General features: G+C 71.1%; 12 protein-coding genes. 6 read left to right on the top strand and 6 right to left on the bottom strand.

Going from position 1 to position 15,679, the window contains the following annotated elements:
* Positions 1-74 precede the first annotated feature (74 nt).
* Positions 75-1,004, top strand: a complete 930-nt coding sequence (locus tag ACWGJ5_RS40965) for a pyridoxamine 5'-phosphate oxidase family protein (protein WP_453314698.1) — start codon at positions 75-77, stop codon at positions 1,002-1,004.
* 130 nt (positions 1,005-1,134) lie between these two features.
* On the opposite strand, the gene ACWGJ5_RS40960 is transcribed toward ACWGJ5_RS40965, so the two are convergent.
* Positions 1,135-1,818, bottom strand: a complete 684-nt coding sequence (locus ACWGJ5_RS40960; RefSeq protein WP_453314697.1) for an ArsR/SmtB family transcription factor — start codon at positions 1,816-1,818, stop codon at positions 1,135-1,137.
* Between the two features lie 75 nt (positions 1,819-1,893).
* Between ACWGJ5_RS40960 and ACWGJ5_RS40955 the strand changes: the two genes are divergently transcribed.
* Positions 1,894-3,264, top strand: coding sequence for an MBL fold metallo-hydrolase (locus tag ACWGJ5_RS40955; protein ID WP_453314696.1), 1,371 nt, complete (start codon positions 1,894-1,896; stop codon positions 3,262-3,264).
* Positions 3,261-4,523, top strand: a complete 1,263-nt coding sequence (locus ACWGJ5_RS40950) for an MFS transporter (protein ID WP_453314695.1) — start codon at positions 3,261-3,263, stop codon at positions 4,521-4,523. The genes ACWGJ5_RS40955 and ACWGJ5_RS40950 overlap by 4 nt, the downstream gene beginning before the upstream one ends.
* A 24-nt stretch (positions 4,524-4,547) precedes the next feature.
* Here the strand turns inward: ACWGJ5_RS40950 and ACWGJ5_RS40945 are convergent, their stop codons facing one another.
* The 5 genes from ACWGJ5_RS40945 to ACWGJ5_RS40925 form a co-directional block, all read right to left on the bottom strand.
* On the bottom strand, positions 4,548-5,945 hold the full coding sequence (locus ACWGJ5_RS40945) for an FAD-binding oxidoreductase (RefSeq protein WP_453314694.1): 1,398 nt from the start codon (positions 5,943-5,945) through the stop codon (positions 4,548-4,550).
* Positions 5,946-6,262: 317 nt separating this feature from the next.
* A complete protein-coding gene (locus ACWGJ5_RS40940; protein WP_453314693.1) occupies positions 6,263-9,010 on the bottom strand; it encodes an alkaline phosphatase family protein in 2,748 nt (915 codons plus the stop codon).
* Between the two features lie 4 nt (positions 9,011-9,014).
* Positions 9,015-10,379, bottom strand: a complete 1,365-nt coding sequence (locus ACWGJ5_RS40935; RefSeq protein ID WP_453314692.1) for an ABC transporter permease — start codon at positions 10,377-10,379, stop codon at positions 9,015-9,017.
* Positions 10,376-11,422 (bottom strand): ABC transporter ATP-binding protein, encoded by a 1,047-nt coding sequence (locus ACWGJ5_RS40930; RefSeq protein WP_453314691.1) that lies wholly within the window; start codon positions 11,420-11,422, stop codon positions 10,376-10,378. The genes ACWGJ5_RS40935 and ACWGJ5_RS40930 overlap by 4 nt, the downstream gene beginning before the upstream one ends.
* A gap of 187 nt (positions 11,423-11,609) precedes the next feature.
* Positions 11,610-12,590, bottom strand: coding sequence for an asparaginase (locus tag ACWGJ5_RS40925; RefSeq protein ID WP_453314690.1), 981 nt, complete (start codon positions 12,588-12,590; stop codon positions 11,610-11,612).
* 254 nt (positions 12,591-12,844) lie between these two features.
* On the opposite strand from ACWGJ5_RS40925, the gene ACWGJ5_RS40920 reads away from it, so the two are divergent.
* The 3 genes from ACWGJ5_RS40920 (at position 12,845) to ACWGJ5_RS40910 (ending at position 15,674) form a co-directional block, all read left to right on the top strand.
* Entirely contained in the window at positions 12,845-14,071 is a 1,227-nt protein-coding gene (locus ACWGJ5_RS40920) for a glycoside hydrolase family 88 protein (protein WP_453314689.1), read from the top strand.
* Positions 14,072-14,124: 53 nt separating this feature from the next.
* Positions 14,125-14,604, top strand: coding sequence for a diadenosine tetraphosphate hydrolase (locus ACWGJ5_RS40915; RefSeq protein ID WP_453314688.1), 480 nt, complete (start codon positions 14,125-14,127; stop codon positions 14,602-14,604).
* 161 nt (positions 14,605-14,765) lie between these two features.
* Complete coding sequence (locus ACWGJ5_RS40910; RefSeq protein ID WP_453314687.1) at positions 14,766-15,674, top strand: TolB family protein; 909 nt, start codon at positions 14,766-14,768, stop codon at positions 15,672-15,674.
* The last annotated feature ends 5 nt before the right edge of the window (positions 15,675-15,679 follow it).

Below are 15,679 nucleotides of genomic sequence, written 5' to 3'. Positions count from 1 at the left end.
CGCGTCTCCCGTGCGGCGACGTGTCCCACGTGGGAGTTTGGATAGAGCACCAATCTGAGGAGAGGGCGGCGACCATGCGAGCTCACCTCGGCGACCAGCTCATCGTGGAGAGTCCGGCGACCGGTGCCACCAGGCGCGACGGCGAGATCGTGGGGCTCCACCACGCGGACGGAACACCCCCCTACGACGTGCACTGGTCGGACACGGACGAAGTGACCCTGGTGTTCCCCGGACCCGACGCACACATCCGTCCTCTGCACCACGAACGGGCCGCGGCCGCGCGCGAGCCACGACAGGACACGGGCGACGTGACCACCGTGTCCCGCGCTGCCCCACCGCAAGGGGCGGCCAACCCCGGTGACATCGGCCGGCGCGTGGCCCTCGAACGCAGGAGGCAGGGCCTCAGCCGCGAGGAGACGGCCGGCCGCGCCCGGATGTCGCCCGACTATCTGGCGTATCTCGAGGAACGGCCCGCCGACCCGACCCTGGCGACGCTCGTCAGGCTGGCCGACGCGCTGGGCACCACGGTCGCCGCTCTGCGCGGCGGGGGCATCGATCTCCCGCCCGGTCAGGGCTACGCACTGCTCCACGCCGAGCTGCGCGACCTCACCCCGGCGGAATGCCACACGCTGCTGTCCACGCACGGCGTGGGACGCGTCTCGGTGTCGACGCCCGACGGCCGCCCGGCCGTCGTCCCGGTCAACTACGACGTGGTCGACGACGCCATCGTCTTCCGGACCGCGCCCGATTCCGTGGCCGCGGCGGCCGCCGAACGGGAGGTGGCCTTCGAGGTGGATCACGTGGACGAGGCCCTGAGCCAGGGCTGGAGCGTCCTCGCCGTCGGCCCGGCGAGCGTCGTGACGGACCCGGACACCGTACGCAGACTCACCCGGCAGGCCCACACCACGCCATGGGCCAGCGGTGGTCGCGAGATGTGGGTGTCGATCCGGCCCACGAGCCTCACGGGCCGCCGGATCGGCCCGGCCGAGCGGCAGACGCCGTAGCCGACCGTCCGCCGGCCGCAGCCCCCGGTCCCCGACCGGACGGCGTGTCACGGTGGCACATACCGGTCACGGTGGCACAGGGCGGATCCTCAGCCCGAGCTGACTCGCGCCGCCACGAGCGCCGGTCGCATCACGCGTGTGCGCCGGACGCAGCGTCCACGGGCAGGTCGGCCAGGCGCCACTCGAGCATGCCGTCGTTGAGGCGGATGGCGCGTCGGCCGCGGTCGGTCAGGAGGCGGACCGCGTCGTAGGCGAGGACGCAGTATTCGCCCCGGCAGTACACGACGATCTCGGTGTCCTCGGGCAACTCGTCGATGCGGTCGGCCAGTTCGCCGACCGGGATGGAGATCGCGCCGGGGATGTGCCCGGCCCGGTACTCCTCGGCCGGCCGTACATCGAGCACCGTCACATCGCCCGCCGCGACGCGGGCGTGGAGCTCCTCGCGGCTGACCTCCACGGCGCCGTCGTCACCGAGGTAGGCGTCGCGGGCGGCCGGCACGGCGGCCTGGTGGTTGTCGGCGACCTTGCGCAGCAGGGCGAAAAGCCGGGCCACGTCGTCGCCGGCGAGCCGGTAGTGGATGCGCACGCCCTCCCGGCGGGTGGCGACGAATCCGGCCTGCTTGAGCGTCTGCAGGTGCGCCGACGCGGTCGTCAGGTTCAGCCCGGCCGCCTTCGCGAGGGCGTCGACCGTTCGCTCGCCCTGGGCCAGCAGATCGAGCAGTTCCAGGCGTTTTCCGCTGGCCAGAGCCTTCCCGCTGGCCGCGAACGCGTCGTACAGCCGGGCCTTGGAGCCGGTTGCCGTGGTCTCCGCCATTGCATCCTCCATACTTCCATGGAATATCGTAGAGGATGGGGTGGCGATATGAGCCCCGGATCTGGAGGAACCGCCGTGGACTTCGCCGACGACCATCTGATTCCGCTGGTGGACGCAGGGCTGGGCAACAGCGCCTACCTCGTCGACCTGGGCGACGGCCGCGCCCTGGCCGTGGACGCGAGCCGCGACCTGCGGGCCCTGCACGCCGCCGCCACCCGGCGCGGGCTGCGTGTCGCGTTCGCCGCCGACACCCATCTGCACGCCGACTTCCTCTCCGGTGCCGTGCAGCTCGGCCACGACCACGGCGCCACCGTGCTGGCCTCCGCCGCCGGCCGCCGCGCCTTCGCGCACCGGGGCCTCGCGGACGGCGACGAGGTCGACCTGGGCGGGCTGACCCTGCGCACCCTGGCCACCCCCGGGCACACCGACGAGCACCTGTCCTTCCTGCTGCTGGACGGCGGCCGCCCGCTCGGGGTGTTCACCGGCGGCTCGTTGATCGTGAACTCCGCCGCGCGCACCGACCTGCTCGGCGCCGACCGCACCGAGGAGCTGGCCCGTGCGCAGTACCGCTCCCTGCGGAGGCTGACCCGGCTGCCGGACGAGACCGCGGTGTGGCCCACCCACGGAGCCGGCTCCTTCTGCTCGGCCCCGCCCGGCACGGAGCGCACCACCACCATCGGCGCCGAGAAGCGGGCCAACCCGCTGCTCGCCGCACCCGACGAGGACACCTTCGTGTCCCGGCTGACCGCGAGCCTCGGCAGCTACCCCGCCTACTTCGACCGGCTCGCGGCCGTCAACCGGCGCGGCCCGGCCGTCCTGACCACCACGCCGACGCTGCCCGCCCTGGAGCCCGGGCAGGTGGGGGCGCTGCTCGACGACGGCGGCCAGGTCGTCGACGTCCGTCCCGCGGCGCGCTACGCCGCCGCGCACGTACCGGGGTCCGTCTCCATCCCGCTGCGCGCCCAATTCGCCACCTGGCTGGGCTGGCTGCTGCCCGGCGAGGCCCTGATCGCCTTCGTCACCGGCGAGGACCAGGATCTGTCGGAGATCGTCTGGCAGGCGTACAAGATCGGTTACGAGCGCCTCGCCGGCCGTCTCTCGGGAGGCATCGCCGCCTGGCAGCAGACCGGCCTCCCCACCTCGTCCACCCCGTTCGTCACCCCCGACCGGGCGCCGGCGGCCCCATATCTCGACGTCCGGCAGACGGCCGAGTACACCGCCGGACACGTCCCCGGCGCCCACCACCTCGAACTCGGCGTCCTCGCCGCCCACGCCGCCGAGGTCCCCGGGGGCGCGGTGGTGGGCTGCGGACACGGGGAGCGCGCCATGACCGCTGCCAGTGTCCTGGAACGCGCCGGCCACACCGGCCTGACCGTGCTGAACGGCGGTCCCGGCGACTATGCCGCCGCCCACGGCCGCCGCCTCACCGAGGGCGGCGCCGGATGAGCACGACCACCGAGTCGGCAGCAGGGCCTGTTCGGCTGGGACTGCGCGAGAACTGGCCGCAGTTCACGCTGCTCGTCGTCGTCAACGTCTGCGTGGGCGGCCTGGTCGGGCTGGAACGCACGACCGTCCCGCTCATCGGCGCCCGCACCTTCGGCCTGACCGATGACCTGGCCGTCTTCTCCTTCATCATCGCCTTCGGCCTGACCAAGGCCCTCACCAACCTCGCCGCCGGCGCGCTCACGGCCCGCTTCCGCCGCAAGCAGCTCCTGGTGACGGGCTGGCTCATCGGCGTCCCCGTACCGTTCGCCCTCGCCTGGGCACCGTCATGGGGCTGGATCGTCGCCGCGAACGTACTGCTCGGCCTCAACCAGGGCCTGACCTGGTCGATGACCGTCAACATGAAGATCGACCTCGTCGGTCCCGCCCGGCGAGGACTGGCCACCGGCCTGAACGAGGCGGCCGGCTACACCGCCGTCGGCACCACCGCCCTGGTCACCGGCTACCTCGCCACCGCGTACGGCCTGCGTCCGGTGCCGGAACTCATCGGTGTCGTCTTCGTCGCCGCCGGGCTCGGCCTCGCCCTGATCGTCCGGGACACCGCCGCGCACGTCGCCCTCGAACTCTCCCAGCACACCAAGCCACTGGCAGCCGGCGAGAGCAGCGCCCTGGGAGCCACCTTCGCCCGGACGTCCTGGCACCACCGGTCCCTGCGCGGCGCCAGCCAGGCCGGCCTGGTCAACAACCTCAACGACGGCCTCACCTGGGGCGTCTTCCCCCTGCTGTTCACCGACCACGGTCTCGGCCTCGCCGCCGTCGGACTCATCAAGGGCCTGTACCCCATCCTCTGGGGCCTCGGCCAGATCCCCACCGGCCACCTCTCCGACCGGATCGGCCGCAAGCCGCTGATCGTCGTCGGCATGCTCGTCCAGGCCGCCGGATTCGTCCTCGCCCTCGCCCTGCTGGACACCCCTCTCCTGGCGGGCCTCCTCTCCTCCGTCGCCCTCGGGCTCGGCACCGCCATGGTCTACCCGGCCCTGATCGCGTCGGTCTCCGACCACGCGCACCCCGCCTGGCGGACGGGCGCGCTGGGCACCTACCGCTTCTGGCGCGACATCGGCTACGCCGTGGGCGCCCTCGTCGCGGGCATCCTCGCCGACGCACTCGGCCTGAACGCCACGGTCATCGCCGCCGCCGTGCTCACCGCCGGCTCGGGTCTGCTGGCCGCCCGCTGGATCAGCGAACACAACGCCGGCCGCTGACGCGGCTCAAGGCAGGCGCGCCCGTCAGTCCGGGGCCGGCGGGATGTTCTGGTTGACGTGGAACAGGTTGTCCGGGTCGTAGGCGCGCTTGGCCGCGGCCAGGCGGTCGTAGTGGCCGCGGTAGGTGGTCCGCACCCGTTCCTGGCTCTCCCCGGGGCCGATGAAGTTGACGTAGGAGCCGCCCATGGAGTGCGGGTGCAGGTCGGTCCAGTAGTCGACGCACCACTGCCGGATCGCCTCGGCGTTGGCGGGGTCCGGGTCGATGCCGGCGATGATGCCGGACCACACGGCGTCCCGGTAGGCCCAGGCCGTGTCGTCGGCGCCGGCCTGGTGGGCCGCCCCGTCCACCGGGTACAGGTGCATGGTCGACAGGCCGGTCGGGAGGTTCTCCCCGTACTTGTGGTGCACGTCGATCGCGGCGTCGGAGAGTCGGTCGAAGAGGTCGCCGCGCCAGTACCACTGCAGTCCCTTGGGGATCAGCTCGTCGAACATGGCCTGCAGGACGGGGTACGGCATCGGGGTGGCGAAATGGAAGGCCGGCGGCGCCGGCTCGTTCACCGCGGCGAACACCTCCTTCAGGTGTTCGTCGGAGAGATCGCCCGTGTAGCACCACACGACCCCGCACATCTTCTGCCCGTGGATCGGCTCGGGGAAGGGCGGGCCGGGCGGTACGACGAGGAGGAGGAAGAACCCGCTGAGCTCGTCCGGCGCGGCGGGCAGGAACTCCCGGTACCAGCGCAGCACTTCGGGGGTCCGGGCTACCGGCCACACCGTCACGGCCACCCCGACGGTGCCTGCCTGGTGCAGCCGGAAGGTGAACGACGTCACCACGCCGAAGTTGCCGCCTCCGCCCCGCAGCGCCCAGAACAGCTCCGGGTGATTCTCCGGGGACGCGGTGACATAGCTGCCGTCGGCGAGGACGACGTCGGCCGACAGCAGGCTGTCGATCGTCAGGCCGTACCTGCGGCTGAGGTGGCCGTGGCCGCCGCCCAGGGTGAGACCGCCGACACCCGTGGTCGACATGATCCCGGCGGGCACGGCGCGCGCGAAGGCGTGTGTCGCATGGTCGAGATCACCGAGCAGGCTGCCGCCGCCCACCTGGGCGGTGTCCGCCTCCGGGTCCACCCTGACCCAGCGCATCGGGGACAGGTCGAGGACGAGTCCGTCGTCGACCAGGCACAGACCCGGGCCGCTGTGGCCGCCGCCGCGCACCGCGAGCTCGACGCCGGTGTCCCGGGCGAAGGAGATCACCGCCCGCACGTCCGCCACGTCCACGCACTGGGCGAAGGCGGCCGGCCGCCGGTCGATCATGGCGTTGTAGATGCTGCGGGCCGCGTCGTAGCCGGGGCCCTGCGGTGTGATGACGGATCCCCGCAGTGCCTCGCGCAGACTGCCGGCAGCCGTTGCGTCGATGGAGTTCATGACCGAGTACCTTTTCCGTCTTCAGTCTCCAGTCTTCACCCGCCCAACACAGCCCGCACGTCGGCGTCGGGGACGCGAGTCCGCTGGTCAGCGCCTGATCGCCACATATGGGACGTTGAACGGGTCGCCCTCCACGAACATGACGTCGACGCTCCCGGACCCCGCCTCCCGAAGCATCCGTACGGCCTTCCCCGGCGCACGCGGTGCCGGACCGGCTCAGCACGCGGAACCGTGGCTTGAGAGCCCAGGACGCGGGAACGGCGAGGACCCCTGGCGGGCGTGCGGCCGGCCAGGGGTCCTCGACGGGTCAGCCCGCGTCAGCCGTCGGACTCCGACGACGGGAGGTAGGCACCCGGCACATCGTTCGGTGCGTAGATCTTCTTCTCACCGGGGTACGGCGTCTTCCAGTTGTGCGTCTGGTACCACGTGAAGTGGTTCATCTGCGCGGGGTTGGCGTAGTCGGGCACGGCGTGCGTCCCGGTCAGCCGCTGCTTCGACTTCCAGCTGTCCCACTCGGCGGCGAGCGTCCGCATGTCCGCCGGGACGTTGGCCGCCGGGACGGCCGCCGCCTTCGGGTCCTGCGCCGCCGGGGTGTCGACGCCGCAGGAGGGCGGGGTCTTCAGGCCGTCGGTCAGCGAGGTCCGGTTGGGCACCGCCTTGAACGGCGTGTAGTCCGGGCGCCGGGTGAACGCCCCGCGCATCGGGCTGGCCGCGCTGTCCTTCTGGTTCATCGGGTGGATCCCGAGGATCTGCTCGATGGTGCGGATCATGGTGATCTGCGAGTAGTAGCGGTTGTCGACGGTGCCGTGCTGCGCCCAGGGGCTGATGATCTGGATCGGGGCACGGTGGCCGTCGACGTGGTCGAGGCCGGCCTGGGAGTCGTCCTCGACGACGAAGATCGCCGAGTCCTTCCAGTACTTGCTGTGGGAGATCTCGTCGACCATCTTGCCGACCGCGAGGTCGTTGTCCGCCACCTCGGCCGCCGGGCTCGCCGGACCACCGGTGTGGTCGTTGGAGAGCCAGAACATGTTCAGGTTGGCCGGACCGTTCTTCTCGAAGTCCTGCTTCCAGATCTGGTACTTGTAGACGTCCGGGACGTCGAGGTCGAACAGCGGGAATCCGGGCACCGAGACGGCGTTGAGCGACGGGATCGCCGAGCCCGTCTGTATGGGGTACGCGGTGGGCTGGCCGGTCGCGTCCATGTTCTTGGCGTCGCAGTACAGGTTCTGCCAGGTCGCGCCGGCCGGCTTGTTCTCGATCGACTGGAACTCGCCGAAGTCCCGCACGGTCTTCCCGGCCGCCTGCGCACCGGTCCAGATGAAGCCGGACTTCTGGTGGCCGAGCACGTCGTTCTCGGTGTCGTAGCTGCGCGCGTACTCACCGGCCGAGGACTCGGTGTACTCCGGGTCGTCGGCCTGCATCAGCCAGTTGTGACCCTCGGCGGAGTTCGTGCCGATGTCGTACGTGTTGTCGTACAGGCCGAACTGCTTGGCCAGGGCGTGCTGGTTCGGCGTCACGTTCTCGCCGAACTGCGTCACCGACGGGTCGCCGTTGCCCTGCGGCATGTCACCGAAGACCTGGTCGTAGGTCCGGTTCTCCTTGACGATCAGGAAGACGTGCTTGATCGTCGAAGGGTCGCCGAGCCGCTGCGGGACCGGCACCGGCCACGCCTTGCTCCCGCCCTTGGCCAGCGAGACCGAGCCGGGGGTCCAGCCGTTCTGCTGGAAGACCTTGGCCGTCTCGGACCTGATGACGCTGTCGTCCGGCAGAGTGAACCGCTGCACGCTCGACGTGGTGTCGTGGGTGCCGTGCCCGGCGGGGTTGTTCGGGCGGCGGGCGTCGATACCACGGGTGTTGGAGACCAGCACCTGGTTGCCGACGGTGGTGATCTCCGCGGGGAAGTAGTCCGTCGGGAGCAGGCCGACGTAGCTCACCGGCTCCAGCGGGCTCCGGTAGCGGTACACGGCGACCGCGTTGGCCCGGCCGAGGGTCACCAGCAGGCGGCCGTCGTCGGTGAGCGTCACCGCGTCGGGCTCGTAGCCCACGGACGCCTCCGGCCACGGCCGGGTGTCGATGGTCTGCACGACCTTGTTCTTGCCGGTGTCGATGACCGACACATTGTTGCTGGCCGTGTTGGTGACGAACAGGGCGCTGCCCTTGGCGTACAGGGCGGTCGGGTGCAGGCCGACGTCGATGCTCGACGGGGGCGCGGCCGGGTTCGCCAGGTCGATGACGCTGACCGTGCCGGTGGTGCTGGCACCCGTCTTGGGGTTGGCCGGCACCTCGGTGCCGTACGAGTTCATGGTGGTGTCGCCGGACTGGGCCGGACGGCCGCCCTCGTTGCTGACGTAGAGCTTGCCGCCGACCACGACCATGTCGCGCGGCGCGTTGCCCACGTTCCAGCTCTGCTTGACGGCGCCGGTCGCCGCGTCGATAGCGACCACCCGGTTCTGGCCGTTGACCGCCGAGTACACGGTGGAGCCATCGGCTGAGAACACCGCCTGGCCCACCAGCGCGTGCTTGGACCCGTCCGCCGGGATCTTCACGGCCGTCGGGTCGGCGACCGTGCCGTCCGGGTTGACCGTGAACCTGGTGTAGCCGTCGGTCTGGCCCAGCCACAGCTGCTTGCCGTCGGGCGAGTAGGTGGGGCCTTCCTGGCCCACGGAGTTGCTGCTCAGGCGCGGGGTCGACGTGGCGGCGGTGCCGACGACCTGCTGAACCTTCCAGTTCTTCACGTCGACGATGGCCAGCGCGCTGCCGCCGTCGGTGACCGAGGCCGCGAGGTGGGTGCCGTCCGGGCTGGGCGAGGACGACATGATCTTGCCGTTGTTGATGACGAGGCGTTCGCCGTACGGGGCGAGGTACTGGTCGCTGGAGATGACCTGGCCCCGGTCGGTCGTCTGGCCGACCTGGTCGGTGCCGAACTGGTGGGTCTGGGCGTAACCGATGCCGGCGGTGGTGGCGAGGACCACCGCTGTGGCGATCGCCGTGAGGCTGGTCCGGCGCCCGAGGCGTCTACCGAGGAACTCCGTCTCCACAGCCCGGCGGTGGCGGGTTACCTGCATGGAGTCATCCCTTCGAGGTGCTGAGAAGTACGACGTTGCCGTCGAACTGCCAAAGAGGGTTCGGTGCGTCCCCGGTCGGGGTCCGCACCAGGAAGTAGCCGTTCACTTCCTTCGGTCCGTCGCCGTCGGCCACGAACCGCCCGTCAGAGGTGACGTCGAGCTGGTAAACGGCCGTCCCGGTGGCCTCGACGTCGGGGAGATGCCAGGACACGACGCAGCGCCAGTCGTTGCCGGGGCCTTCGGCGGCGACCCTGACGCTGCCCTTGTTGCACGTCGCCGTGGCCTTCAACTGCGCTTCGTCGACGGCAGGGCGGTTGAGCTGCCTGGTCTGCATGCGATACAGGTGGGCGAACTCCGTGGCGAGAGAGCGCTGCACCTTGTCCTGCGAGATCCCGGAACCCGTCGTCCCGGTCACCGAGGCGACGACGGCGACGGTCACGCCGGCCAGTCCGACGAGCGGCAGGAGGCCGACGGCGACCGCACGGCGCCCCGAGCCGACGTCGGTCAGGTTGGTGAAGTCGCGGCACAGGAAGAGCAGATGGGCCAGCGCTGTCGCCGTCACCGCCCACACCAGGCTGACAACGATGCCGATCACGAGCGGACCGAGCTGTGCCGGACTGGTGAACAGTCCGTTCCAGGAGATGAACGCCCAGCTGGGCAGGGCGAGTCGTACGGCGACGGGCAGCGGCAGCATCTGAGCCAGCTGCATCGCCAGCGCGACGACGGCCGGGAGCAGCAGTCCCATCGGGGACCGGCCCAGTACGACCGAGCCGAGCAGGCCGATCCCGACGAGGGCCAGCGTCGGGGCGAGGACGCACGCCCAGGCGAGCAGCACCTGGCCGGCCGCGTCCCCCGGGGCCAGCAGATGGCCGTCGAGGCCGACCAGCGGATGGTTGCCGACCGCCGCGAGCCCGCCGACCGTGCTGGAGGCGGCCAGCCCGACCACGAGCAGCAGGATCACGGTGAGACTCGCCAGTGCCTTGGCCGCGAAGATCCGGCGAGGCGAGCGGACGGCCACGAGCAGGTGACGCCAGGTGCCGAGCCGGTCCTCGGAGGCGAACACGTCGCCGGCCACCACGGAGGTCAGCAGCGGGAGCGCCCAGGTGCCCGAGAAGCCGAGGATCACCAGGGGACCGGCCCAGCCGGTGGCGAGCATCCAACGCCCGAAGAGCGTGTCGGCGGGGAGCGTGCTCTGCTGGCTCACCCCTGCGACGAAGAGCCCCGGTGCGATCCAGCAGGCGAGCACCAGCAGGCGGATGCGCCATTGCGAGACGAGCTTGACGAGTTCGAAGCGGTAGCCGCGGGCCACCGAGACGCGGCCGGCGCCGGTGGCGGGTTCGGGGGCGACGACGGTCGCGGTCGCGGTCATCGGCCGGCCTCCTGCGGCTGGGCTTCGGTCTCCTGCCGGGCTTCGGCGTCCTTGCGCTGGGCTCCGGTCTCCTGCGCCTGGGGCCCGGCCTCCTGCGGCGGCGTGCCGGCTTGCTGTTGCTGCTCGGTCAGGGCCAGGAACGCGGCCTCGAGCGGCGACACCACGGGGGCGAGTTCGCGCAGCGCGATGCCCGACTGCACGAGCCGCGCCACCAGTTCGTCGAGGGCCGGCACCAGGGCGCGTACGACGAGCACCTCGGCGCCCTGACGTCCTACGGCGTCGTCGACGACGTGGACCCCCAGCGCGCCGGCGGCCAGCCGGCGGGCGGTCTGCGGGTCGGAGGTGAGCAGCCGGTAGTCCAGTTCACGGTTCTCGGCGGCCAGCTTGCTCAACGGACCGGAGAAGACGACCCGTCCCGTGGCGAGGATGGTGACCTCGGAACACAGTGCCTCCAGGTCGTCCATGCGGTGGCTCGACAGCACGACACTCGTCCCCTCGGCCGTGAGCCGGGTCAGGACACCGTGCACGTGCTTCTTGCCGGCCGGATCGAGGCCGTTGGACGGCTCGTCGAGCACGAGCAGCCGGGGCCTGGTCAGCAGGGCGGCGGCGAGGCCGAGCCGCTGGCGCATGCCCAGGGAGAAGCCGCGGGTCCGGTCGTCGGCGACATCGGTGAGTCCGACCTGGTCGAGCACCTCGTCGATGCCCGCCGTACGGGCGTCGCGACCGCGGAGGGCGGCCAGCGCGGCCAGGTTCTGCCTGGCGGTGAGCGAGGGGTAGAGCCCGGGTCCGTCCACGAACCCGGCGACTCCGTCGGGAGCGGCGAACGTCCTGCCCACCGGCGTACCGAGGATCTCGAGACGGCCGCTGTCGGCCACGGCCAGGCCGAGCAGGAGCCCGAGCAGGGTCGTCTTCCCGGCGCCGTTCGGGCCGACCAGGCCGTGGATCTGCCCCTGCGCCACATCCAGATCGATGCCGTCGAGCGCGACGACATCACCGAAACACTTGCTGATCCCGCGAGCCCGGATCGCGCGGAGTGAGTCCATGAGCCCCTTCTTTCGAAAGCCTCAAGGACCCTAAGGAGGGCACATCACACTCACAGCAATCGCGAGTTGAACGCTCATGGAACGGAAGTCAACCGTCGCACACCCCACAGATAACCGGACATCCTCCTCAATACGGGACTATGTAAGGAACCTGACCGAACGTTACCCAACACCGCCGGGCACCGCGTCAGAACGCCACGCGCACTTCCCCGACCTCCTGCCCGCCGCCCAGCACCGGCGTGCGGCCGATGCGGTCCACGACGGGCGCCGTCACCCCCATCAGGTTCAACGCACGGGCCAGGACGGGGCCGAGGGCCCGGACTCCGCCGTCCTCGACCTTGAGGGCCAGGGCACGGCCGTCGGGCAGGGCAAGGGCCTGTACGGCTTCCGCGCCGACCTTCGACAGGGCGCCCGGTATGTCCTTCATGAGCCAGGTGTCGTGGCGTCGGGTGCCGGCGACGTACTCGGGATGGGCGCGCATGGCGTCGGCGACCCGCCGTTCGGGTGTGCCGGGTGCGGCGAGGACGAAGGAGCGGAGGGCACGGGCGAGGCCGGTCAGGCCGATCGCCATCAGGGGCGCCCCGCAGCCGTCCACGCCGACCGCGGCCACCGGTTCGCCGGCCGCCTCCTCCACGGCCGTACGGATGACGCGCTGGAGCGGATGGTCCGGGTCGAGGTAGGACTCCAACGGCCAGTCCCGGAGCGCGGCGGCCGCCAGCATCGCCGTGTGCTTGCCGGAGCAGTTCATGGCCACGCGGTCGCGCCGGCCGCCGGCCGCGAGGTAGGCCTCCTGCTCCTCCTGGTCCAGCGGGAGGGCGGGCGGGCACCGAAGGTGCTCCGGGGTCAGCCCGTGCTCGTCGAGCATCGCGCGCACCAGGTCGCGGTGGAACGGCTCACCCGAGTGGCTCGCGGCGGCCAGGGCCAGCCGTTCTCCCCCGAGGTCGAGTCCGGCCCGCAGCACGCCCGCCGCCTGCATCGGCTTGTTGGCGGAGCGCGGAAAGACGGGGGACGTCACGTCGCCGGTCGCCCACTCCACCGAGCCGTCCGCGGCGAGCAGCACCACGCCGCCCCGGTGCCGCCCCTCGACGAATCCGGAGCGGACGACCTCGGCGAGGACCGGGGCGCCCGACGCGCTCGCGTTGGGGGCGGGTATGACGGACTGGGTCATCGGCGGTCACCTTCCGGATGGGAATTCGGTTCGACCCGCCCGACCGTCCCGGGATCGCCGGACATACCGGCCGGATGAGCGGATCACTCCGCACGGTACCGGCGCCCGAGTCCTACGCCGCACACATGCGGGATTCCCGGCCACCGCGAGTGATTCATGTACATGAACTCTGCGCATATTGGTGCACGGAAGGGCCGCCGCCGTGCCAGACTCCCTCAACGCCCGTGTCGTTCCGCCTACTTGGAGGCCCGTCCATGAGCGTGTCCCGACGTACCGTGCTCGCCGTGGCAGCCGGAGCCACGGCGACCGCCGTCTCGCCCGCGCAGGCCGCGGAGGGGTTCGGCGACCAGGGCTCGAACCCGGCCGAGCGAGCGCTGCGCGCGGCGGCCGACTACGCCGTGGAGAAACTGCACGCTGTCGCGCCGGGGGTGACCGGGTTTCCCGTCGGCACGAAGTTCGAGAAGTGGACCTACTCCCAGAACGGCGACTGGGTCGGCGGGTTCTGGCCGGGGACGCTGTGGATGGCGTATCTCCACAGCGGAGACGACGTGTTCCGCACGCTGGCGCTCGACTCGGCCCGCGAACTGGCTCCACGCCGGCACGACACCACCACCCACGACCTCGGCTTCCTCTTCTATCCGTCCTGGGTCACCGCCTGGCGCCTGACGGGCGACGACAATTGGCGCGCGGGCGCGATCGAGGCGGCCGACTCACTCATCCAGCGCTACAACCCGCGCGGCCACTTCATCCGGGCCTGGGGGGCGCTGGACGACCCGAAGAACGCGGGCCGGGTCATCATGGACACGATCATGAACCTCGACCTGCTGGCCTTTGCCGGCCGGCAGACGGGCGACGAGAAGTACCTGCGGATCGCCGTCGAGCATGCCAGGACGGCACAACGGGTCTTTCCCCGGCCGGACGGCTCGACCCCGCACGTCTTCGACTTCGACCCCGACACCGGGGTGCCGATCGGCCCGAACACGGTCCAGGGCTACAGCCCGAGCTCCTGCTGGTCCCGTGGGCAGGCCTGGGGCGTCTACGGGTTCACCACGATGTACCGCCGTACGGGCGATCGGCAGTTCCTCTCCACGGCACGCAGACTCGCCGACTACGCGGTGGGAGCGCTGAGTCCGGATCACATACCGGTGTGGGACTACCGTGCACCGCAAGCCCCGTACGACATCAAGGACGCGTCAGCAGGCGCGGTCATGGCGTGCGGACTGCTCGACCTGTCCGCCGCGACCGACCGGCGCGAGTACCGGCAGGTCGCCCTGCGGATCCTCACGGCGCTGTCGGAGACCTGCCTGACGCGGAACTCCACCCGCGCGGAGGCGATCGTCGCCCGCTGCACCCGCAACCGGCCGGCCGAGGACGGCATCGAGATCTCCCTCCCCTACGCCGACTACTACCTGCTGGAGGGCATCCTGCGCGTCCTGCGGCCGCAGGACGTCGACCGGGCCGTCGATCTGTCGGCACTCTGAGCAATGGCACAGCTCACAGCCTTGCCTGTACGGGCAGGCGATAGGTTGGGGCGATGAGTGACGACTGGCGGACGGACCGGATCGGGGCTGCTCTGCGGGGCGAGAACCCCACGGTGCTACGGCGGCTCCAGGCGGGGTTCGCGGTGATCGGCGACGTGCAGTTCCTGCCGGGCTACTCGGTCCTGCTCGTGGACGAGCCGGGTGTTCAGCGGCTGTCCGACCTGCCGAGGACCAAGCGGCTGGCGTTCCTGTCCGACATGGACCGGCTCGGTGAGGCCGTGGAGCGGGCCTGCCGGCGGCTGGATCCCGCCTTCCGCAGGGTGAACCTGGAGATCCTCGGCAACACGGACCCGTTCCTGCACGCCCATGTCTGGCCCCGATTCGAGTGGGAGTCCCCCGAGTTGGTGGGCAAGCCCGTATGGCTGTATCCGCCGGACCGCTGGCGGGACGAACGGCTCGGACTCGGTCCGCAGCACGACGCCCTGCGGGATGCGATCGCGAATGAGCTGGACTTGTCGGCGTCCAGGCCCTGAGCGAATACTCCGGATCCGGGCCCGGACCAGCCGGACACCGCCCCTTCACCAGGCTGTGTTACGCCCCTGTGACACTGAACTGACAGTTCCAATATCAGGCCCTGCCAGGCTCGGCTTCACCGAACGACCTGACCAGTCCATGTTCCTGGGGGAATTGAGACATGACCATGCGTACCCGCACCATGGCGGCCGCCATCGCCGTGGCCGCGGCCGTCACCGGCACGGCGCTGCTGGGCGCCTCCGGCGCCGCCTCGGCCGCCGCCGACGCCTCGCACGGGACCCTGACCATCAGCAACGGCACCAAGTACGTGCTGATCAACGGCCACAAGGTGAACTTCGGAGTGCCCGTCCGGGACCTCGCCTGGTCGCCGAACGGCGCCAAGGCGGCCTTCGTCGACGGCTCCGGAAACCTGGACATCGCCAACCCCGACGGCAGCGGGCGTGCGGTCGTCGCCAAGAACCCCGGGAACCAGAACTGGTCCCACCCGACCTGGCAGGTGACCGCGAAGGACACCCGGTACAACATCCCCGCCAAGGACAACCTCATCTTCGCGGCACGCGCGGGCGGTGTGTCCCGGCTGAAGTACATCTCCGCCAAGGCCGTCAACGGCACGCCCAAGACGCTGTCCCTGTACGGCGAGCCCGGTCCGGGCGGGGCACTGCCGCAGACCGGCAACGTCTGGCCGAACGCGGCCGGCCACTACGGCACCTCGGTGTACGCCAACGACCACGACGGCGAGGTCTACATCCGCGACGACTACCTGCGCCAGCAGGGCGGCAAGGTCACCCAGGGCTCCCAGCCGGCCCTGTCCCCGAACGAGGAGGAGGTCGTCTTCGTGCGCTCGGTCGCGGGCCACGACCACGTCCTCGTGGAGAACTTCGCGCACAGCGGGCACGTCACGGACCTCACCCCGCACGCCACGACCGACTACACCGAGCCGGCCTGGTCCCCCGACGGCAAGACCCTCGCGGTGCGCACCCCGTCCGGCACGGTGACCCTGCCGGCCGACGGCACGGGTCATCCGACGAAGGTCACCTCGACGGTCGGCCTGGCGGCGTACCGCCCCTGAGGTCG

The organism is Streptomyces sp. NPDC054783, assembly GCF_053611725.1.
Note: the sequence above shows the minus strand (reverse complement) of the source record. Positions and strands in the feature narration are given on the sequence as shown.